Raw genomic sequence first — 21,770 nt, forward strand, 5'->3', positions numbered from 1 at the left:
AAAGATAATTCATTTTTTTCAACTAAAATGAGGCTCCCGAATATTATAGAATTCTTTCATTTCTAATTTATTCATGATCAAGCAATTGTAATTATTTCCTCACCTATCACAAGGGGAAAAGCCACTATAGAAACAAGGAATAAAAATGCCTCGTAAAGAATCAACACAATAGTGTTTTGCCTATCTAAATTTCACAAACAGTACACGCACACACCGTTGACTCTTGAAAGGCATCAAAACTTCACTCTACGTAGAAAAGATGAAACCAATCCATTATCAACTTTATGAGCTATTTTTGTGAGTAGGAGCCATGCGGATTCCTAAATCACGTAATTGTGTAGGAGAAACATCAGACGGAGCGCTCATTAAAAGATCAAGCGCCTGTTGGTTCATAGGGAATAAAGCAACTTCACGCAAATTTTTAACACCTTGTAACAGCATAATAATGCGGTCAATTCCCGCAGCCATGCCACCATGTGGCGGAGCCCCATAATGGAATGCACGATAAAGACCACCGAAACGATCTTTCACAACTTCCTTAGAAAGTCCTACAAGTTCAAAAACTTTAAGCATCATTTCTGGTAAGTGATTACGAATTCCACCTGATGCAATTTCATAACCATTGCAAACAAGATCATATTGAAAAGCTTTAATAGTAAGAGGATCTTGGCAGGCAAGGGCATTTTCTCCCCCTTGAGGCATGGAAAAAGGATTATGTCCAAAATCAATCTTTTTTTCATCTTCATTCCATTCAAAAAATGGAAAATCAACAATCCACGCCAAAGAGAAACTATCTCTATCAAGAAGATCTAATTCTTCCCCTATCCTTGTGCGTGCTGCTCCGGCAAAAGATGAAAACTTTTTTGGATCGCCAGCTACAAAAAAACAGGCATCCCCACTTTCAAGACCAAGCTGTATACGGATTGCTTCAGTCCTCTGTTCACCAATATTTTTGGCGATAGGCCCTGCTCCTTCAAATTTTCCTTCTTCTTCACGCCAGAAAATATAGCCGAGCCCTGGTTGCCCCTCGCCTTGTGCCCATACATTCATACGATCACAAAAAGCACGACTTCCACCCGTTTTAGCTGGAATAGCCCACACTTGTGCATTCTCATCATTCGCTAAAATTTGAGCAAAGACTTTGAAACCAGAATTATAAAAATGCTGAGAAACATCTTCCATAATGATCGGATTACGCAGATCAGGCTTATCAGAACCATATTTTCGCATTGCTTCATCATAGGAAATGCGAGGAAAGCTTTGTGTCACAGTCTTTCCATCTGCAAATTCTTCAAAAATAGAACGCATAATAGGTTCCATAGTTGCTAAAACATCTTCTTGCTCAACAAAACTCATTTCAACATCTAATTGATAAAATTCACCAGGAAGACGGTCGGCCCTTGGATCTTCATCTCTAAAACATGGAGCAATCTGAAAATAACGATCAAAACCTGACATCATCAACAACTGTTTATATTGCTGTGGCGCTTGCGGTAACGCATAAAATTTTCCCTGATGAACACGACTTGGAACCAAAAAATCACGTGCGCCTTCCGGCGATGAAGCTGTCAAAAGTGGCGTCGTAAATTCCGTAAAACCATTATTTTGCATAGCCCGTCTCATAGCCGCAATAATTTCAGTCCGACGCATGATATTTTTGTGCATAGTCTCCCGACGCAAATCAAGAAAACGATATTTTAATCGAATATCTTCTGGATAATCAGGCTCACCAAAAACCGGTAAAGGAAGCTCATCAGATTTTGAAAGAATTTCTACCTCTTGTGCAAAAATTTCAATCTCACCTGTTGGAAGCGCTGCATTAATAACCTCATCAGCACGTGCACATACCTCCCCATCCACACGAATAACCCATTCAGAACGCACTTTTTCAATCACTTTAAATGCTGATGAAGCAGGATCTGCAACAATTTGTGTGATTCCAAAATGATCACGTAAATCCACAAAAAGAATCCCTCCATGATCACGAACACGATGAACCCACCCCGAAAGACGAACTTGTGTTCCTACATCACATCTACGAAGAGCCGCACAATGATGACTGCGATAACGGTGCATGTTTTTTGCCTTTGATTATAATATTCACATGCGCTACAAACGCTTTTTAATAACCATTTGTCAAGATATGAGAATAAAAACTTAAAAATAAAGTCACCAAAGGACAAATTTAATTTATCGAATTATAATAAAATGATGAATCTTATTACACAAACAACAGATCTTGAAATTGCACTTAACGCTCTACGTACCTCTGATTTTGTAACAGTCGATACTGAGTTTATCCGCGAAACAACTTTTTGGCCTCAACTGTGTTTAATACAGCTTGCATCACCAGATGTTACAGTTTTGATTGATCCCATAGCACCAGATATTGATTTACAACCATTTTTTGACCTTATGGTTGATAAAAAAGTTGTAAAAGTTTTTCATGCTGCGCGCCAAGATATTGAAACAATTTATCACCTTGGAGGTGTTATTCCTTCCCCTCTCTTTGATACACAAATAGCAGGATCCATTTGTGGATTTGGTGATTCTATCTCCTATGATCAAATTGTACAACGCTGTACAGGGCATCATCTTGATAAATCCTCCCGCTTTACAGACTGGAGTTACCGCCCTTTGTCGGAAAAACAACTGCTCTATGCACTTTCCGATGTAACTTACTTAAGAGATGTTTACTTGTTATTGAAAAAAAGGTTAGAGAAAAATCAACGAGCTCACTGGATGGATGATGAAATAACAATCCTTTTAAATCCTAAAACCTATGATATGCCAGAAGATGAAGCATGGAAAAAAGTGAAAGGAAAAATTAAAAAGCCACGTGAACTTGCTGTATTACAAAAGATAGCAGCTTGGCGGGAACGTGAAGCACGAAAATACAATATGCCACGTCGTCATATCATAAAAGATGAATGTCTTATAGAAATAGCAACCCAACAACCAAAAGATGAATCTGCATTAAAACGGTTGCGCAGTCTTAATAAGAACTGGGATAAACTCTCAATTGCTCAATCATTAATCAAAGCTGTCCACGAAGGATTAGAGGTGGATCTTTCTACTTTACCCCCCATTCCTAAACATAATCCACTCAATGATACGACAGCCGCTGTTATCGATCTGCTCAAAGTGTTATTAAAAATTGTTGCAAATGAAAACAGCATTGCCCCTAAAATTATTGCAACATCTAATGATTTAGAAAAAATTGCCAATGGAGGAATAAAGAAAAATATTCCCGCTATGAATGGCTGGCGCTATGAAATATTTGGACAAAAAGCCGAACAACTTCTAAAGGGCCAGATAGGGTTTTACTTTAACGATGGAAAAATAAGCACAAAACAGCTTTAATTTACATTTTCATTTTGAAAAATCCATTACACTACTCATTATCTACATCAATTGGTATGCCTTATAGGCCAACGCAAACAGGATAAATAAAGCCTACTTCTGACAAAGTTAAAAAATTAAATAGTAAACTCTTATTAAAATGATAGCTAAATCTTTATCAGGTCAATCAAATAGCAATCCCATTAAAAATAATCTAAAAAAACAAACAGCTCCTTATTTAAAAGTTTTGAAAAGAAAAAGTTCTGATAATAAAAGCGCATTCATTACAAAAATAGCAGCCTAGAAATAGGAACAAACAAAGATATAATGCCTCACGTCACCATATCGTATTAAAAAACTACCAAGATTGCAATCTAACAATCAAAAACGAGCCAGCATAACAACTAAAATACCTAACAAAAGCAATATATTGATTTTTAACGATAATCTAGCGTTATTTATATTGAATTAGACCTCCGAATATCGTAAGATCCTCTCATTCCATCTCAATAAGACTCATAAAGTTTCACATAAGAAATTATATGATAAAGCGCTGTTTTTTATAAATTAAACACCTTTCAAAGGATTCAAAAATCATGGTTAATAAATAGTTGTGATTTATTTCTATTTTTTATAGTGAAAGGATTTTATAATGACTGAAATGATATTCTTTTGACAGACCGTGAAAGTGCAAAACTGTTTCATATGAGTATTTCAACATTCCAGCGTCATGTAACCAATAGATCTCTCCCAAAATCTTTAAAACTTGTTTTTTATCGCGTTGGTTACAATCGAATCTTATCAAGATAATCGAGCAAGCTAAACAGAAACGTTATAACGACGCAGCATAAAAAGAAAACCCTTTCACGTAAAAATGGACAAAACTTTTCATTTTCACATGAAGCTTATGAAGTGAAAAATCCATCCTGTGATGCAAGTAACAGAATAAAAAATTATGTTTTCTTTTATGAATGCTCAGGCATTACAAATGCTTTGCGTGGTGTCTAACATGGGCGTTATGGAACAAGTCCTATTATCCAGCTCATGATGATAGGCTACCTAGTTTATCCCTCGTCAATGGCCCTATTATTAAGACATAAAACACGAATAAATTAGGAAAAAAATCAAAAAATTTCAAAAGCGAGAGGTTGTTTTATTATTTTTGATAACTTCTGTAATCGTCCAAGAGGACGTTCTCCTAATAACCCAGCGTAATTCTTTGGGATCTGCAGGATAATATGATCTGCTTTTTTATGCCACAATAAATGAGGTAAAATTCCTGCAACAGAAGCACTAAAAAGATGAGCAATACGCATAGTTTCGCCAAGAATACGTGCTTTTTCAATTATATTTTGAGTTGCTAATTGAAAAATGGGAAGAGATTCTTTATCAACCAATAAACTCGTATTGCGAAAAAAAACAGCAAGTGCCGCATAAAGGCGCCCTTCATGAGAAATTCCTGGATAAGATCCTAAAGCTATTTGATTTGCTGCTTCATTGCCTCGATAATCTGGATGTATACGCCAACCAATATCCGCAAGAAGACAAGCGGCTTGACGATAACGGCATTCATTTTCGGTTTCTGAAATTCCAAAAACTTCAAAAGCATTCGTCGTAAAATCAATGAGTTCTTCTGCTTGTTTTGGTGAACGTGCCCGTAAAATAGCCATTTCTGTGCATGCTGCAATGAGAGGGTCTGAAAGTCGAATCGCCTGCGGCAATCGTGAATAAAGAAAACCTTCACGAACGCCAGCACCAGAAAAGATTATCTTTTCAAACTCCATACACTGAATGAGTTCAATAAGAACTATTGCCCCATAAGATAAAAGTTTTCGACGATTCTGAGAAACCGCTGCAATCCCTCTCATATTATCAATATTGCCACGTGCTACAAGACGTAAAAAGTTCTCCATTTCAACGGCATCAACTTCATAGCCATGCATAACAGGGAGCCGATAGTGTTTCATTGCCATATGGAGTTTTGCCAAATTACGCCATGTCCCCCCTACTGCATAAAAATAACGTGCTATACCTTTACGAGCACGAACAACAGACGATTTATAAAATTGCTCATGTACAATTTTTGTAGCTACAGCACTATCATTATTTGACATATACTGTAGCCTTAAACCACCCAATGGGAGCGTTATCCCTTCACCAACATCAGAATGATCAATATCAATCAGCTCAAGACTTCCACCACCAAGATCCCCAGAAATACCTTTTGGTTGATAAAAAGTAGACACAACTCCATATGCTGAATACATAGCTTCTTCACTTCCTGAAAGAAGATATATTTTATTTTGCAAAATATCTTCAGCATGCTGAATAAATGCTACGCCATTCTGTGCATCTCGTGCTGCTGCTGTTGCTAAAGTATAGACCTCATCTGCCCCAATCTGTCGACAAAGCGTACGAAACCGTTTCAGTGTTTGCAACGCCATTTTCATCGATTTTTCTTCTAAAAATCCTGTTTTCGCCACACCATGACCGAGACCACAAAGAATCTTTTCATTAAACAAAACTGTTGGTGATCGAACAAGCCCCTCATAAATAACCAACCGAACAGAATTTGAGCCAATGTCAATAACAGCAACAGGCTTACACCCTTTTAACCGACCTTGAGCATCTCTATATGTCATTGGATTTCAGTCTTTATGTATTTCGGCTTGTTGCCGATGCAACGCAACCAAGCGCGAAACAGAAGACTCAAAAGACTCATTTTCCCCCGCAAAACTTGTATTGGCCATAAAATACTCCTGCGCATTAAATAGACTTTCACCTATCTGCGGTGTAATACGTTTTGATGTTCCATCCTTAAGTATATCAAAGCTTTGTTGATTATCAATGATATTAGCTAACATAATCTGTAAAAGAATTTTGTGACGCACTATTTTATTAAAAACCGGAACTAATATTTCAATACGATAGTCCAAATTACGAGGCATCATATCAGCAGAGCCTAAGTAAACGAGTGCATTTTCATTAGGCAAATCTTGACCATTCCCAAAACAAAAAATGCGACTATGTTCAAGAAAACGCCCAACAATTGATTTTACACGAATATTATCCGAAATTCCTAGAATACCAGGCCGTAAACAACATATCCCCCGCACAACCAAATCAATTTGCACCCCTGCTTGACTGGCACGATATAAAGCATCAATAATTTCAGGATCAACCAATGCATTAACTTTCATCCAAATAGCAGCAAACCTTCCCTGTTGTGCATGAACAATTTCTCCCTCAATATGCTCTAAGATACGACCACGCAATGTTAAGGGTGAAAAAGCAATCTTCATTGTTTCATTTGGACGCTCATATTGCGCAATATAATTGAATAATAACGCAACATCATGAGCGATATCATCATCCGTGGAAAAAAAAGAAAGATCGGTATAAGTTTTAGCATTAATGGGATGATAATTTCCTGTTCCAAGATGAACATAAGAGCGAAGACGTTTTCCCTCACGTCTTACAACCAATGACATCTTAGCATGCGTTTTTAATGCAATAAAACCAAAAATAACTTGAACCCCAGCACATTCAAGATCCCGGGCCCAACGAATATTTGCTTCCTCATCAAAACGTGCTTTAAGTTCTACCAAAGCAGTTACAGACTTTCCCTGTTCAGCTGCTTCAATCAAAGCGCCAACAATTGGACTATCATTTGATGTACGATAAAGTGTTTGTTTTATTTCTACAACATCAGGATCGCAAGCAGCTTGACGTAAAAATTGGACAACAACATCAAATGTCTCATAAGGGTGATGAATCACAATATCATTTTCACGAATAGCCGCAAAACAATCCCCTTTATGTTTACGAATACATTCTGGAACAAGAGAAATATAAGGAATAAATTTAAGATCATCGCGGGGAATAGAAACAATTTCTGATACCGTATTAAGCGCTAAAAATCCGTCAAGGACATTAATACAATTATCAGGAACAGCGAGACTATTCGCTATAAATTGGCGTAAACTCTCTGGCATTTTTGCGTCAAACTCAACTCGAATAACCTGCCCACGGCGCCGCCTTTTGAGAGCAGTTTCAAAAAAATGAACAAGATCCTCAGCTTCTTCTTTTACTTCAATATCGCTATCTCGGATTATTCTAAATGTACCAATTCCTTTAACCTCATAGTTAGGAAATACATGTTTAATAAAAAGGCAAATAACATTTTCAGATGCGATAAAACGAAAATGATTACCTTCTTGAGGAAGAAGAACGAAACGCCTTAAAAGCATTGAAATAGACAACAACACTGTGTGTGAATTCTGATCAGTTTCTCCAGACAATTGAAGCCCAATAGAAAGCCCTAAATTAGGAATAAATGGAAAAGGATGAGTAGAATCAACAGGTAAAGGTTTTAAAACAGGAAAAATTGTCTCAAGAAAATATTTTTCAAGCCATGATTTTTCAATTTCTGAAAGATCATCAGAACAAATAATCTCAATATCATTCTTTTTTAATTCATCACGTAAAACATTCAATTCTCGTAGTTGGTGAGCCTGCAGCTTTGAAATCTCAGCTAATACAATATCAAGTTGTTCCTGTGGAGTGTGCCCATCTGCACTGCACGCTGTAACGCGAGCACGAATTTGAGCTGCTAGTCCTGCAACACGAACCATAAAAAACTCATCAAGATTTGCAGCTGAAATAGAAAGAAATTGTAGACGTTCTAATAAAGGATGTTTCGAATTAGCCGCTTCCATCAAAACACGATTATTAAATTGTAGCCATGAAAACTCTCGATTAATAAACCGTACCGGATTTTTCATTGTTATATTCGATATAGAAATTTTATCTACCACCCTCTGTTCCATATATCCTAATAATTTTCTTTTATATTTTCTAAAATCCTTGACGAAATATCTCACATGACATTTGATATTATGTTATCATCATAATAATATATCAATGCCTAACTTCCCTCATCATTTTTCTATTTAATATTTAAAAATACTTGGAATTATTGCTATGCGCAAAGCACTAAAAGTAAGACAACTATTCTAATATAGCATAAAAGAGTAAAAATTTGTCTTAAAAAGCAGCTTGCATTATTATACGCTTTATTACAAACTCACGCCTATAAAATAGAAGAGCCCAATCATAGCTGATGAGAAAATTTATTCTGGAGTTTGTATGCCATGGCTGATCACAATATTCCTCATTTCCAAAATGACCTTGGATATAAAACAATCGAAATTGGTGTGAAAGAATTTATGTGTGTAGGCGCTACACACCCATTCGATCATCCTCATATCTTTATCGATATGGGAGCAGCAGATGAGAAAATTTGCCCTTACTGCTCAACCCTTTATCGTTATGTTCCCTCGCTATCATACGATCAAACAAACCCAACAGGATGCTTATATCATCCAGAAAAGCTATTATAATTGCGTTTTTTGGCTTTCTTAATAACCCCTCTTTTAATTCTGCTTGTTTAATATGAAATCATTTGTGGAACAATCACCCATCATCGTTGGAGGAGGAATTGCTGGTTTAAGCACTGCTTTAGCACTCGCTCATAAAGGAATTGCAAGCACCATTATCGAAAAGTGTAAGCAACTTGAAACGATAGGCGCTGGTATTCAACTGACACCAAATGCAACATCTATTCTTGCTCGCTGGAAACTTCTTAACAAACTCACTGAAGTCGCGACAATCCCATATTTTTTTGAGTTAAAAGATGGATTATCTTTAAAAATACATCTACGGGCTCATCTTATTAATCTAACAGAAAAATATTGGAAAGCCCCTTATATGACGATTCACCGCGCGGCTTTACAAAAAATTTTATATAATGCAGTGATTGAAAATCCTTTGATCAAATACAAAGCAGGCGAAACGATTGTATCTTCTACCCAATCGGCAACCAACATTAAAATCACGACAATAAAAATAGATACGGCAACAGAACAGCTTTATTCAACGCCCCTCCTGATCGGATGTGATGGCGTTTGGTCAACATTACGGCAACAATCTCCTTTTCATGAAAAAGCAAATTTTAGTGGCTTTATTGCTTGGCGTGCAACAACAACATCTGATAATCTTCCTCAAAACTTTCGTTCTTCATTGCAAAATATGAAGACAATTACGGCTTGGATGGGACCCAAAAATCATCTTGTTGTCTACCCCATTCAATCGTCAGAAAAAATTTTTAATTTTGTCGCCATTACGCATGGAGAAAATTCAAAAGAAGGATGGGCCCATAAAGGAGATAAAGAAAAACTCAAATCTCTTTTTAAAGATTGGAATTCAAAAATCTTACAAATCTTCGATCATATTGATGAATGGAGTTATTGGCCACTTTTTCAAATGAAACAAAATCGTTTTATCGGTTTAGAGAGACAAGTATTTGTTGGCGATTGCGCACATGCTGCCTTACCTTTTGCAGCACAAGGCGCCGCTATGGCAATCGAAGATGCCGCCACATTAGCAAAAGCACTTTCATTGAAAGATTTTTCATTAACGAAAGCACTTTCGCTTTACGAAACAACACGCACCCCGCGTATTGCAGCAGTAAAAAAACGCGGAGATTTCAATAGATTAGCCTATCACGCAACCGGTCCCATAGCAATTGCACGCAATCTCATGATGAAAATTCGTACACCAGAGAGCATTATGTCAGATCTCAATTGGCTTTACATGTATGATGCGATGAATTCTATAAAAAATAATGATAAAAACTTATAAAATTCTTCCGGCACTTTGAATATTACGAAAGAACGAGATTTTTTTAATTTTATGACACTAAAAAATATCATAATTTACTCTAATAAAAGCAATACTTTTCGAAACCTACAATCTAATTTTAAAAGCTTAATTTTTAGCTCTCCTAAAAGCAAAAACACCACTCAAAATCAGCTCCCATCTTTAATCTTTCTTTAACTCAATTCTACATCAACAACACCCTGAATTAATTTCATAGCATTTGCGACATGTGAATTTACCTTATATCGCTTAGGAAGCGCAATTTCGACTTCTCGCAATCCATCCTCTTGAATTAAAATAAGCCCAACCTCTCCATTCCCCCCAAGATTTAAATTTTGTTCAATTTGTGGAAGCATATCAACTGTTTTTATAAAGAGACGCATCATTTTATGCTGTTGTAATGATTCATTTTCCAAAGACTGAATTGTTTCAATTCGCAAACTAACTCCTTCAGAACGATTTTCTGCGCTCACCGTAATAATAAAAGATTTTCCGGGTTCTAGCATCTCTTCATAATCCGAGAGTGCCTCAGAAAAGAGAACTGCTTCATATTGTCCACTTGTATCAGAAAAATGAATAATTCCCATTTTTTTACCAGATTTTGTTTTGCGCACGTTTTTTGCCACAACAGTTCCAGCAAGCCGTGCAGCCGTTGCTCCCCCTTTAACGGCATTAGCAAAATTACCCCAAGTCTGAATGCGTTTTTTGTTTAGAATAGCTTGATACTCCTCCAAAGGATGCGCAGAAAAGTAAAAACCTATAGCTTGAAATTCTCGATAAAGTTTCTCAGCCGGTAACCAAGGGGTTGTTTGCGATAAAATCAATGGTTCTTTTAATCCGCCTGCCATTCCAAATATATCAACCTGCCCGCTAGAATTGTCATCGAGAATACGAAGTGCACGCGCATGAAGGGTTCCAAGATTGGCTAATAAAACCTCACGTGCAATGTTAAAACAATCAAAAGCACCAGCACAAACTAAACTTTCCATCGCACGCTTATTAACAATACGAGGATCAACACGCGCACAAAAATCTTCCAAATCCTTAAAAACCTTATTCCCACGACAAGAAACAATATGATCTACAACAGTTTCTCCCACACCTTTAATGGCAGCAAGAGAATAATAAATACAGTTATCACCAACCTCAAAAACACGATGAGATGTTTGTATAGAAGGTGCAATAACTTCAATACCCAACCTTAATGCTTCACGCCGAAAATCATTGAGCTTATCTGTATTCGTCATATCATATGTCATTGAAGCAGCTAAAAACTCAACGGGATAGTTTGCTTTCATATAAGCTGTTTGGTAAGAAACAATTGCATAAGCAGCAGCGTGCGATTTATTAAAACCATAATCGGCAAATTTTGCTAAAAGATCAAAGATAATATCAGCTTGATCTTTATCCACACCACCTGCAACGGCTCCATTAACAAAACGCGTACGCTGTTTTTGCATTTCAGCATGAATTTTTTTCCCCATAGCACGACGTAATAAATCGGCTTCCCCAAGCGAATAGCCAGCAAGCACCTGAGCAATCTGCATCACCTGTTCTTGATAAACAATAACACCTTGTGTTTCTTTGATCAGATGATCTATTTTAGGATGAATAGAAGCAATTTCCTCTTCCCCATGTTTGCGTGCATTATAGGTTGGAATATTCTCCATTGGACCTGGACGATAAAGTGCAACCAGCGCAATAATATCTTCAATACGGTCTGGCTTCATTCCAATCAACGCCTTGCGCATACCAGAACTTTCCACCTGAAACACGCCAACCGTTTCACCACGTGCCATCATAGCGTAGGTTGCTTCATCATTCAGAGGAATATTTGATAAATCTATTTTAATCCCCTTTCTGGCAACAAAATCGACTGCCATTTTCAAAACAGTAAGCGTTTTTAATCCAAGAAAATCAAATTTTACCAGCCCCGCTTGTTCAACATATTTCATGTTAAATTGTGTAACAGGCATATCAGAACGAGGATCACGATACATCGGGACAAGCTCCCAAAGTGGACGATCTCCGATAACAATCCCAGCAGCATGAGTTGAAGCATGACGATAAAGTCCCTCCAACTGAAGCGCTATATCTAATGCGCGTCCAACAACGGGATCTTTTTTCTTTTCTTCTTCAAATTTAGGTTCATCCTTAATAGCATCTGCTAATTCTACCTGACTTCCTGGGGTGGCAGGAATTAATTTTGTAAGATAATCCACCTGACGATAAGGAACTTCTAAAACACGCCCCACATCACGCAAAACTGCACGTGCCTGTAACTTACCAAAAGTAATAATTTGAGCAACTTGATCACGTCCATATTTTTTTTGAACATATTGAATAACTTCTTCGCGCCGCTCTTGACAAAAGTCGATATCAAAATCTGGCATCGAAACACGATCTGGATTCAGAAAACGTTCAAAGAGAAGAGAAAACCGCAAGGGATCCACATCAGTAATCGTCAATGCATAAGCAACAAGTGAACCAGCACCAGAACCCCGGCCTGGTCCAACGGGAATGTCATGAACCTTTGCCCATTTTATGAAATCTGAAACGATAAGAAAATATCCAGAAAATTGCATACGCGTAATAACTGAAATTTCATAATCAAGCCGCTGTTCATAATCTGCAATCGTATACCCTTCAGCCAACCCTATTGTTTCAAGCCGAATCTTCAAACCATCTTTAGCCTGATTTAATAACTCACTATCTTCTATTTCTAAAGTAGTTTCTGAATTAACAGATTGTTCTATAAAACGAGGCAATATCGGTTTTCGAAGAGGCGAGGCAATATGACAACGCAATGCAATTTCAACACTATTTTCCAAAGCTTCTGGAAGATCAGAAAACAGTGTAACCATTTCATCTTGTGACTTCAAATAATGATCTGGTGTCACACGTTTGCGATCTGGATTAGAGACAATTTGTCCTTCTGAAACAGCCATCAGCGCATCATGCGCTTCATATCCTTCTCTTTTCAGAAAAAAGGCTTCATTCGTTGCTACAAGAGGAATTTCATGCGCATAAGCCAATTCAATAAGATCAGCTTCTACTCTCCGGTCATAAGAGCCATGCCGTTGTAACTCCACATAAAGACGATCAGCAAAAGATTTTTTCAAATAAATTAAGCGCTCAACAGCATGTTCTTTTTTCTCTTCTGCCAAAGAAAGATTAATAGGTCCTCCCTTTCCACCCGTTAAAGCGATTATGCCTTCACTGTGTTCTGACAACCAATCAGCTTTAATATGAGGAGGATCAGTATCACACTTATCAAGATAAGCACGGCTCACAAGACGAACCAAATGAGCATAACCGGTTTCGCTAGCAGCCAAAAGAACAATAGAGCAAAAATCTGAAGGATTACGCCATTTAGCCAAACGTGAATGATCATTTTCATCACAAAAATCAACAGTAAGCTGACAACCAATAATAGGTTGGACCCCATGAGAAAGACAATGCTGTGAAAATTCCAAAGCACCAAATAAATTATTGGTATCGGTAATAGCAACCGCTGGTGCATGATCTGAAATCGTCTGTTGAATAATTTGGGGGATTTTTAAAGCCCCTTCGAGCAAGGAATAAGCTGAATGCACTCTCAAATGAATAAAGCGAGGAAGAGAATTTTTGTTCTCTTGCATTTGCATTTTATTTTTTACCACTCTCACAATTTCCCACTACAAAATAAATGCTAAACAGCACCCCTTATAAAAGAAAAAACTTCTGTTTATCATCAAACTTTAAAGCTATAAATTCATCATCCTACATAGGAGCAATATCCCAATTTTATTAATATTTATAAGAGAGTTCTATCAAGAAAATGCTTCTATTCACAGCAAATAAACACCTAAAATAAAAAGAAAAACAATATACCTCATCTAAGCACTTTAATTTTTGACCATTTAATTGTATTTTTCTTTAAATATTAATTTCTCTTCCTAAAGTTCAATGTGTAAATAAAGCAACCTCCTCTTTATGACTTTATCCCCAAAAAGCTCTTCTAAAGGTCTAGAAAAAACAAAAAGGGCAGGTTAAATTTGCTCATGCCTCCAAGTCTTCTTACCCCACTTTTTAATTCTATCCGAACTCTTTCTGGTATTACACCTAAAGTCTATGGTTTATTGACCAAACTCTTAGATGTTAATCCCACACAACGCGAAGCAACCCTTATTGACCTTCTTCAATTAATGCCCCATTCCGTTATAGACCGCAGAATGCGTCCCAACATTGCTTCTGCAAAAGAAGGAGATACTGTTACGCTCGAAATTATCATCGATCAACATCAACCACCACCCCGTGGTCACAACCGAATTCCCTATCGTGTTATTGCCCATGATCACACAGGAAAAATAAATTTAGTCTTTTTTCATGCTCAACCTCTTTGGCTAAAAAAACAACTCCCCGAAGGAAAAAAAGTCATTATATCAGGAAAAGTTGAATGGTTTAATGGACAGCTTTCAATGGCGCATCCAGACTATATTGCCCCAAGCGAACAATCAAATCAGATACCTCTGATCGAACCTGTCTATCCCTCTACTGCCGGACTAACTGTAAAGACACTAAGACGCGCCATACAAAACGCTCTTGATTTTATTCCTCTTCTACCAGAATGGATAGATGAAAATGTAAAAAAGCAGCAAAATTTTCCTTCTTTTTCCGTTGCTTTACGCCGTATCCATGCACCCATTAACCCCAATGATCTATCCTTAGAAAGTACAGCACGCAAACGTCTTGCCTATGATGAATTGCTCGCTTGTCAATTGGCACTAGGACTCGTGCGTTTGAAAACTAAATCTCTTGTTGGCACTTCTCGACCATCAACAGGAATTTATACTAAAAAATTACTCAATATCCTCCCCTTTCAACTCACAACCGGACAAAAAAAAGCAGTAGAAGATATCGCAAATGATCTTGCTTCACCAGAACCGATGCTAAGACTACTTCAAGGTGATGTAGGCACAGGAAAAACTGTTGTTGCATTGATGGCAATGGCACAAATTGCTGAAAATTCAGGACAATCAGCTTTAATGGCACCAACTGAAGTGCTTGCTAGGCAACATTTTGCCACCATCGCTCCTCTTGCCGAAAAGGTCGGATTACAAACAACGCTTTTAACAGGACGAGAAAAAGGGAAATTGCGGACAAATATCGTGAATGATATTCTGTCAGGTCAAGTTTCTATTGTCATCGGAACCCATGCTCTCATACAAAACAGTGTTACTTATAATAATCTCGCTTTAACCATTATCGATGAACAACACCGTTTTGGTGTCCATCAACGTATCGCTCTTACAGAAAAAGGCAATAAAGCTGATATGCTGGTTATGACCGCCACGCCCATTCCGCGCACACTTGTCTTAACAGCTTTTGGTGATATGGATGTCTCTAAAATTACCGAAAAACCAATGGGACGACAACCCATTACAACAGCAACGCTTTCTTTGAAACGTCTTCATGAGCTTATAGCGAGAATCGCAATTGCATTAGAAAAAGGAGAAAAGCTCTATTGGATTTGTCCTTTAGTAGAGGAATCGACAGCTCTTGATCTCACTTCAATTGAAAACCGCTTTGCATTTCTCCATGAGCGCTTTGGAGCACACGTTGGTATGATCCATGGAAAAATGTCTACAGCAGAAAAAGAAGCCGCTATGGCATCTTTTAAATGTGGAAATACACGTATTTTAGTTGCAACCACAGTCATTGAAGTGGGAGTAGATATTCCAGATGCTTCGATCATTATCATCGAACACGCGGAACATTTTGGCCTTTCACAATTGCACCAATTACGTGGACGTGTAGGACGAGGCGATAAAAAGTCTTCCTGCATTTTGCTCTATAAAGATCCACTGACTAAAACAGCAGCAACACGCCTTAATATTATCCGCAATACAGAAGATGGTTTTGAAATCGCTGAAGAAGATTGGCGCCTACGAGGCGAAGGAGAGCTTTTAGGTACAAAACAATCTGGAGTCCCTGAATTTCATATAGCAAACCTTGCAGTTCATAGCGATCTTTTGTCAATGGCAAGAAAAGATGCTCGTTTATTTTTACAACGCGATCCTCATCTTTCTTCTGAGCAAGGACAAGCTTTACGGTTGCTCCTTTATCTTTTCGGACACAACGATGCTGCACGCCTCTTACGAGCAGGATAACAAAGACCCTCTAATAAAAAACTTAAATATCTCTCTGTTCAAATATGGTTTTTTCTTAGAATTACCCATAAATGATCTACGCAGTCTCTTACCATCTTTATGCTTCATGAACGAATAACAAATCAACTGCATTAAAACAGTAGAAGCAATATTGCGTCTTTTTTACCATTATGTTCACATAGCTGATCCATTTTTTGATAGGTAAGAAGATATTTTTCGTTTTATCGTAAAGGATTGAGAAAGAAAAAAACTGTCTACAGCATTCTCGTTCAACAGAGAAAATGAAAAAATAAGTTTCATTATAAATCAATTTCTTACACTTGATTATTCTCCAAAAGATTCAGAAATATACTTTTATTCAACCGTGACTGATTTTGCTAAATTACGGGGTTGATCAACATCTGTTCCTAATAAAACAGCCGTATGATAAGCGATTAACTGAACAGGGAGTGCATAAATAATAGGAGAAATAAATTCTGGAACATCTGGCAAAGTGATCGTTGATAAAGTCTTAAGACAAGCCACCTCTGCTCCTTTTTTATCGGTTATTAAAATAATACGACCATTACGCGCTACCACTTCTTGCATATTAGAAAAAGTTTTTTCAAACCACCGATCATAAGGTGCAACAACAATAACGGGTATTGTCTCATCCACCAGAGCAATTGGTCCATGCTTTAATTCACCTGCCGCATAACCTTCAGCATGAATATAAGAAAGCTCTTTCAGTTTAAGAGCTCCCTCCAAAGCAATCGGATAAGAAGTTCCACGTCCCAGATAAAGAACACTTTTTGCATTCACCAAATCACGACAAATACATTCAATTTTTCTCTCTAATTTTAAGACCTCATTTAAAATACGTGGAACTTCTGCCAACTGTTGAACCAATTGCTTTTCTATTTGAGCCGAGAGATAGCCACGTTGTTTAGCCGCACTAAGAGCGAGTGAAGCAAGCGTTGCCAATTGACAGGTAAAAGCTTTTGTTGAAGCAACACCTATTTCCGGTCCAGCAAGTGTTGGGAGAATAAAATCAGCCTCCCTTGCCATTGTTGATTGCTCTACATTCACAATTGTTGCTGTTTTTACACCCCGCTCACGACAATAACGCAAAGAAGCCAATGTATCAGCTGTCTCACCAGATTGAGAAACAAACAGCGATAACACATCAGACGTTATAGGAGGTTCACGATAACGAAACTCCGAAGCAACATCATTATCAACACTTAAAGCGGCAAATTTCTCAAACCAATAGCGCGCAACTAAGGTTGAATAATATGCCGTTCCACAACTCGCAAAAAGAAGCCGATGAATATTTTTCCAATCAATCAAATTCTTAAGCGGTCGAACGACATAATTTCCAAGATCAAGATAATGTGCCAAATTATGAGAAATCACTTCAGGTTGTTCAAACATTTCCTTGTGCATAAAATGACGATGATTACCCTTAGAAATCAATAAAGCCCCTTCAAGTAATGTCGTCACAGGACGTTTGACCGGTTGGTTATTAGCATCATAAATTGTAACACCTTCCCGTGTGAGAACAGCCCAATCCCCATCTTCCATATAGCTAATATAATCAACGAATGGTGCCAAAGCTATGGCATCTGACCCCACAAAAAATTCATCTTTTCCATAACCAATTGCCAGAGGTGGACCAGAACAAGCCGCAATCATAAGGTTATCTTCACCTTCGAAAATAAGAGCAATAGCAAAAGCCCCCTGCAGCCTTTTCCAACTGGTACGTATGGCTTCTTGCGGAGAAAGACCATCTTTTAATGCACGCGTTATTAAATGTGCAATAACTTCCGTATCCGTCTCTGTTTCAAAGATACAACCATCCTCTATGAGTTCCTTTTGCAGTTCTACAAAATTTTCAATAATACCATTATGAACAATCGCAAGCTTTTCAGTCACATGGGGATGCGCATTGCGTTCAACAGCAATTCCATGCGTAGCCCAACGGGTATGACCAATCCCTAAACTTCCCTCCAGAGGTGTTTTTTTTAATTTTTCTTCTAAATGAACAAGCTTCCCCTCAGCACGTACACGATAAAGATGCCCATTATGGACCGTTGCCACCCCAGATGAATCATACCCTCTATATTCAAGACGTTTTAACCCCTCAACCAAAGAGGACGTAACACACCTCTTTCCAAGAACTCCAATAATTCCACACATTAAAAAGCTCCAACCCACATCTTAAGATTCAAATTTTACAAAACAATCCAACAGCCTTTATTTAAAACTATAAATAATAAAAATAATTCAAACATGGAATACGGCAATCTTTAAGAATAAATCTTCCATCCATCGTTAGATTAACACGAAACAAAAGAATAAGCTGAAAATAATCATTTTTTCTGTTTGTTTTCTAACAAACGCTCTCGAAATTTTGTCGCATAGCCCTCTTTTATAACCTGTCGTGCACGCCCAAAAGCCATACTGTTCATAGGAATATTTTCAGTAATAACACTTCCTGAAGCAACATAAGAGCCATCCCCTATTACCAATGGGGAAACAAGTGCCGTATTAGACCCAACAAAAGCATGATCACCAATCATGGTTTTATATTTGTTAAATCCATCATAATTGCAAGTAATCGTACCGGCTCCAATATTGGTATGTGCACCAATTTCAGCATCACCAATATAACTTAAATGATTGATTTTAGAAGATTCTCCTACCTTAGCTTGTTTGACTTCACAAAAATTTCCAATCTTTACGGACTTAGCCAACTCTGTTCCAGGACGCAAACGTGCATAGGGACCAATCTGTGCATCTCTACCAACCACAGCACCTTCGAGATAACTAAATGCATGAATAACCGCACCAGATTGTACTTTTACGTTTAACCCAAAATAAACATTTGGTTCTATCACCACCCCTGGTGCAATTTCTGTATCATAAGAAAAATAGAGTGTTTCTGGCTTTAAGAGTGTAACACCCGATAACATTAAATCGCGCGCTTTACGTTTTTGCCACAAAGAATCAGCCTCAGAAAGCTCAAAACCGTTGTTAATTCCTACAATATCTTCAAAAGGAACTTCAACAACACGCACATCTAATCCTTCGCGTGTTGCAAGAGAAGCAATATCTGTTAAGTAATATTCTTTTTTCACATTATTATTACCAACTTTCTCTAAAAGAGAAAGTGCATGTTTTCCACGCATAGCGAGTATTCCACCGTTACAAAAAGAAATCTTTTTTTCTTCATCGCTAGCGTCTTTTTCTTCTACAATTGCAATCAATTGACCATTTTTCTCGAGAAGACGTCCATAACCTGTTGGATGTTTGGTATGAAAACCTGCAAAAACAACATCTGCTCCATCAGCAAGCTGTGCACGCATTTGGTGCAATGAATCTTGCTGAATGAGAGGAGTATCCCCAAAAACAATGAGCACATCATCCACCTCCTTTTGCAAAGCTAAACGAGCAGACAAAACAGCATGGGCAGTTCCTAAACGCTCTTTTTGTTCAAAAATCATTACATCTTTTACAAATGACTGAACAACGTGCATAACCTCCTTAGCACCATATCCCACAACAACCGCTAATTGTGAAGAGCCTGCCAATTCTATTTGTTTTAGAACATGGCATATAAGAGGCAATCCAGCAATTTTATGAAGTACCTTAGGCAGAGACGATTTCATGCGCGTCCCCTCACCTGCGGCAAGAACAATAGAAAGACAACTTCTAACCATAAAAACACATAAGACTAACGAGAAAATCCAAAAAAATTCATAATACTGTGCCAACGAATATCTTCAATATAACTCAACGAAGGATAATGTTCTAAAAGCCAAAATGAAAGATCCTGCATAGAACCTGTTAAAAACAAAATCCCTGTAAGAATAAGAAAAACACCAATGATTTTTTCAACTTTTCCTAAATGAATACGAAAAGCTCCTAAAAATCGCATAAAACTGCTCGAAAATAAAGCTGCTAACATAAAAGGAATAGCAAGACCTAATGCATAAACCGCTAAGAGAACAGCTCCCTCTCCCACAGTTTCTTTTGTTCCAGCAAGCGTTATAATAGGACCTAAAATAGGGCCAATACACGGTGTCCAACCAAAGGCAAAAGCTAAACCGATAATATACGCGCCTAAAGGACCAGCAGGTGTTTTTTTGGTCTGAAAACGCGCCTCACGAAATAAAAAAGCGATCTTGAAAATCCCCAAAAAATTTAAACCAAAAATAATAATGACAATTCCAGCAGCAAGGGCAAACCAATCACGATAATAACCGATGAATTTCCCAATTGTACTAGCACTGGCACCTAAAGCAACAAAAACAGTCGTAAACCCAAGAACAAAAGCAATAACAGAAGATAATAAAGCCCACCGGATAAAAACTTTCTCATCAGGCTTTTCTGAACGAAAATCATCAATACCAACCCCTGCCATATAGCACAAATAAGGAGGAACTAACGGCAAAACGCATGGTGACAAAAAAGAGAGTGCCCCAGCAAAAAACACACCAACTGTTGAAATTTCAATCAAAATTCATACCCCGTCTTTCATCATAGTTTACCCCCATGAACAATGATCAATCCACATCTTCATCAATTTGTTGCATATTTTCTTCATTCGCTATCACACTTATATCTTCATCATGACCAGAAACGACTGAAAAAACTTTTTGATAGATTTTATCTTTATTTTTAGCAATTGCAATATACTCTCCCTCTGCTAACACGAGTGAAACATACGCACCAACTGTTTCATAAACGATATCACCAGAATCATTGGCAAGAGACCAACTTGTATCTGCAAGCGCTTCTCCTCCTTCTTGTCGCACCAACTTTAAGACAATCTGAGCGGCCTGATGTTCAAGAGTAACTTCTGTTATTTTACCCGCATCCACTTGAATATCGGAACGAGCCGTCGCATTAATAGAACCATAATGGGAAGCAACATGGTAGCGGCCAGCTTTTAAACGCACAACTGAGTGGGGTTTAACATTTGATATAATCACTCCCGTATCATCATTTTCTTTTTCATCCTCATAAATGGTAAAACGGAGTTCCTTTTCATTCATTACGCCATTGAGCAGTGTTGCATTTAAAATGACACCACCAGCCTCAAGATTAAAGTTTTTTACAAGACTCTGCCCATTTTCTAAACGAATATGGCGCACAGCACTCATATGACCAAATGAGACATGAACAAGATAATTTCCTGGTTCGAGATTAAAACGTGCACCTCCCCCCTTATAGGTTGCCACTAATGGTAACTTATTATCAATCCCTAGAATAGGGGCATAAACCCGCCAGACAAGCCCTTTTTCAATATCCGGATGACTATTTGTTAATCGAGCATTCAAAATGAGTTGTGTTTGAGATGCTAAGTTTTCATTTTCCTGCTCTTGAGTCTTTACAATAAAACTCCTTGATTGTCTCTGCTGCTGATCTTGCCCTTCTCCTGCTTCAGAAAAAGCACAGTGACTCCAAGTCAATAAAGCAAGCACCACGCACAACCATACACATCGGTGCACTATTTTTATAAGAATACCCATTTTTGCATTGTTGACCAACATGATCTTTTTTTCAAGAAAC

12 protein-coding genes and 1 pseudogene are annotated in these 21,770 nt (G+C 37.7%); 5 read left to right on the forward strand and 8 right to left on the reverse strand.

All coding sequences use genetic code 11. The annotated features are described in order from the left end of the window. Positions 1-282: 282 nt before the first annotated feature. Positions 283-2,076: an aspartate--tRNA ligase gene (aspS, locus tag ACFIQE_RS04460; RefSeq protein ID WP_375707314.1), complete on the reverse strand. Its 1,794-nt coding sequence runs from the start codon at positions 2,074-2,076 to the stop codon at positions 283-285. A 132-nt stretch (positions 2,077-2,208) separates the two neighbouring features. On the opposite strand from aspS, the gene rnd reads away from it, so the two are divergent. After that, entirely contained in the window at positions 2,209-3,363 is a 1,155-nt protein-coding gene (gene rnd / locus ACFIQE_RS04465) for a ribonuclease D (protein WP_375613091.1), read from the forward strand. A gap of 645 nt (positions 3,364-4,008) precedes the next feature. Then, positions 4,009-4,193, forward strand: a pseudogene (locus tag ACFIQE_RS04470) (DNA-binding protein). A 273-nt stretch (positions 4,194-4,466) separates the two neighbouring features. Here ACFIQE_RS04470 and ppx read toward each other — a convergent pair. Together ppx and ACFIQE_RS04480 are read right to left on the reverse strand one after the other, a co-directional pair. After that, on the reverse strand, positions 4,467-5,984 hold the full coding sequence (ppx, locus tag ACFIQE_RS04475; protein WP_375707315.1) for an exopolyphosphatase: 1,518 nt from the start codon (positions 5,982-5,984) through the stop codon (positions 4,467-4,469). A 6-nt stretch (positions 5,985-5,990) separates the two neighbouring features. Continuing rightward, positions 5,991-8,171, reverse strand: coding sequence for an RNA degradosome polyphosphate kinase (locus ACFIQE_RS04480; RefSeq protein ID WP_375707316.1), 2,181 nt, complete (start codon positions 8,169-8,171; stop codon positions 5,991-5,993). A gap of 324 nt (positions 8,172-8,495) precedes the next feature. Here ACFIQE_RS04480 and ACFIQE_RS04485 point away from each other — a divergent pair, with 324 nt between their 5' ends. After that, positions 8,496-8,744, forward strand: coding sequence for a zinc-finger domain-containing protein (locus ACFIQE_RS04485; protein WP_375611536.1), 249 nt, complete (start codon positions 8,496-8,498; stop codon positions 8,742-8,744). 52 nt (positions 8,745-8,796) lie between these two features. After that, positions 8,797-10,044 (forward strand): FAD-binding protein, encoded by a 1,248-nt coding sequence (locus tag ACFIQE_RS04490; RefSeq protein WP_375630173.1) that lies wholly within the window; start codon positions 8,797-8,799, stop codon positions 10,042-10,044. Between the two features lie 191 nt (positions 10,045-10,235). On the opposite strand, the gene dnaE is transcribed toward ACFIQE_RS04490, so the two are convergent. Beyond that, complete coding sequence (gene dnaE / locus ACFIQE_RS04495) at positions 10,236-13,703, reverse strand: DNA polymerase III subunit alpha (RefSeq protein WP_375707320.1); 3,468 nt, start codon at positions 13,701-13,703, stop codon at positions 10,236-10,238. A 402-nt stretch (positions 13,704-14,105) separates the two neighbouring features. Here dnaE and recG point away from each other — a divergent pair, with 402 nt between their 5' ends. After that, the gene (recG, locus tag ACFIQE_RS04500) at positions 14,106-16,214 is read left to right on the forward strand and encodes an ATP-dependent DNA helicase RecG (RefSeq protein ID WP_375707317.1); all 2,109 of its coding nucleotides are present in this window, start codon (positions 14,106-14,108) and stop codon (positions 16,212-16,214) included. Positions 16,215-16,568: 354 nt separating this feature from the next. On the opposite strand, the gene glmS is transcribed toward recG, so the two are convergent. From glmS to ACFIQE_RS04520, 4 genes are all read right to left on the reverse strand, one after another. Continuing rightward, on the reverse strand, positions 16,569-18,392 hold the full coding sequence (gene glmS, locus ACFIQE_RS04505; protein ID WP_375621326.1) for a glutamine--fructose-6-phosphate transaminase (isomerizing): 1,824 nt from the start codon (positions 18,390-18,392) through the stop codon (positions 16,569-16,571). 173 nt (positions 18,393-18,565) lie between these two features. Further along, positions 18,566-19,915 carry a bifunctional UDP-N-acetylglucosamine diphosphorylase/glucosamine-1-phosphate N-acetyltransferase GlmU gene (glmU, locus tag ACFIQE_RS04510; RefSeq protein WP_375610449.1) on the reverse strand — a complete coding sequence of 450 codons (1,350 nt, stop codon included), beginning with the start codon at positions 19,913-19,915 and terminating at the stop codon, positions 18,566-18,568. Between the two features lie 14 nt (positions 19,916-19,929). Beyond that, positions 19,930-20,718: a cytochrome c biogenesis CcdA family protein gene (locus ACFIQE_RS04515; RefSeq protein WP_375610470.1), complete on the reverse strand. Its 789-nt coding sequence runs from the start codon at positions 20,716-20,718 to the stop codon at positions 19,930-19,932. Positions 20,719-20,761: 43 nt separating this feature from the next. Beyond that, a complete protein-coding gene (locus tag ACFIQE_RS04520; RefSeq protein ID WP_375645946.1) occupies positions 20,762-21,751 on the reverse strand; it encodes a carboxypeptidase regulatory-like domain-containing protein in 990 nt (329 codons plus the stop codon). Between the last annotated feature and the right edge of the window lie 19 nt (positions 21,752-21,770).

This window comes from Bartonella sp. AA1HLJMS (genome assembly GCF_042197445.1).
Taxonomy (GTDB): Bacteria; Pseudomonadota; Alphaproteobacteria; order Rhizobiales; family Rhizobiaceae; genus Bartonella.

What these genes read in the sequence shown, in the direction of transcription:
- aspS (WP_375707314.1), bottom strand. Translation starts at nt 2,076, where the DNA reads ATGCACCGTTATCGCAGTCATCATTGTGCGGCTCTTCGTAGATGTGAT.
- rnd (WP_375613091.1), top strand. Translation starts at nt 2,209, where the DNA reads ATGATGAATCTTATTACACAAACAACAGATCTTGAAATTGCACTTAAC.
- ppx (WP_375707315.1), bottom strand. Translation starts at nt 5,984, where the DNA reads ATGACATATAGAGATGCTCAAGGTCGGTTAAAAGGGTGTAAGCCTGTT.
- ACFIQE_RS04480 (WP_375707316.1), bottom strand. Translation starts at nt 8,171, where the DNA reads ATGGAACAGAGGGTGGTAGATAAAATTTCTATATCGAATATAACAATG.
- ACFIQE_RS04485 (WP_375611536.1), top strand. Translation starts at nt 8,496, where the DNA reads ATGGCTGATCACAATATTCCTCATTTCCAAAATGACCTTGGATATAAA.
- ACFIQE_RS04490 (WP_375630173.1), top strand. Translation starts at nt 8,797, where the DNA reads ATGAAATCATTTGTGGAACAATCACCCATCATCGTTGGAGGAGGAATT.
- dnaE (WP_375707320.1), bottom strand. Translation starts at nt 13,703, where the DNA reads ATGCAAGAGAACAAAAATTCTCTTCCTCGCTTTATTCATTTGAGAGTG.
- recG (WP_375707317.1), top strand. Translation starts at nt 14,106, where the DNA reads ATGCCTCCAAGTCTTCTTACCCCACTTTTTAATTCTATCCGAACTCTT.
- glmS (WP_375621326.1), bottom strand. Translation starts at nt 18,392, where the DNA reads ATGTGTGGAATTATTGGAGTTCTTGGAAAGAGGTGTGTTACGTCCTCT.
- glmU (WP_375610449.1), bottom strand. Translation starts at nt 19,915, where the DNA reads ATGGTTAGAAGTTGTCTTTCTATTGTTCTTGCCGCAGGTGAGGGGACG.
- ACFIQE_RS04520 (WP_375645946.1), bottom strand. Translation starts at nt 21,751, where the DNA reads ATGTTGGTCAACAATGCAAAAATGGGTATTCTTATAAAAATAGTGCAC.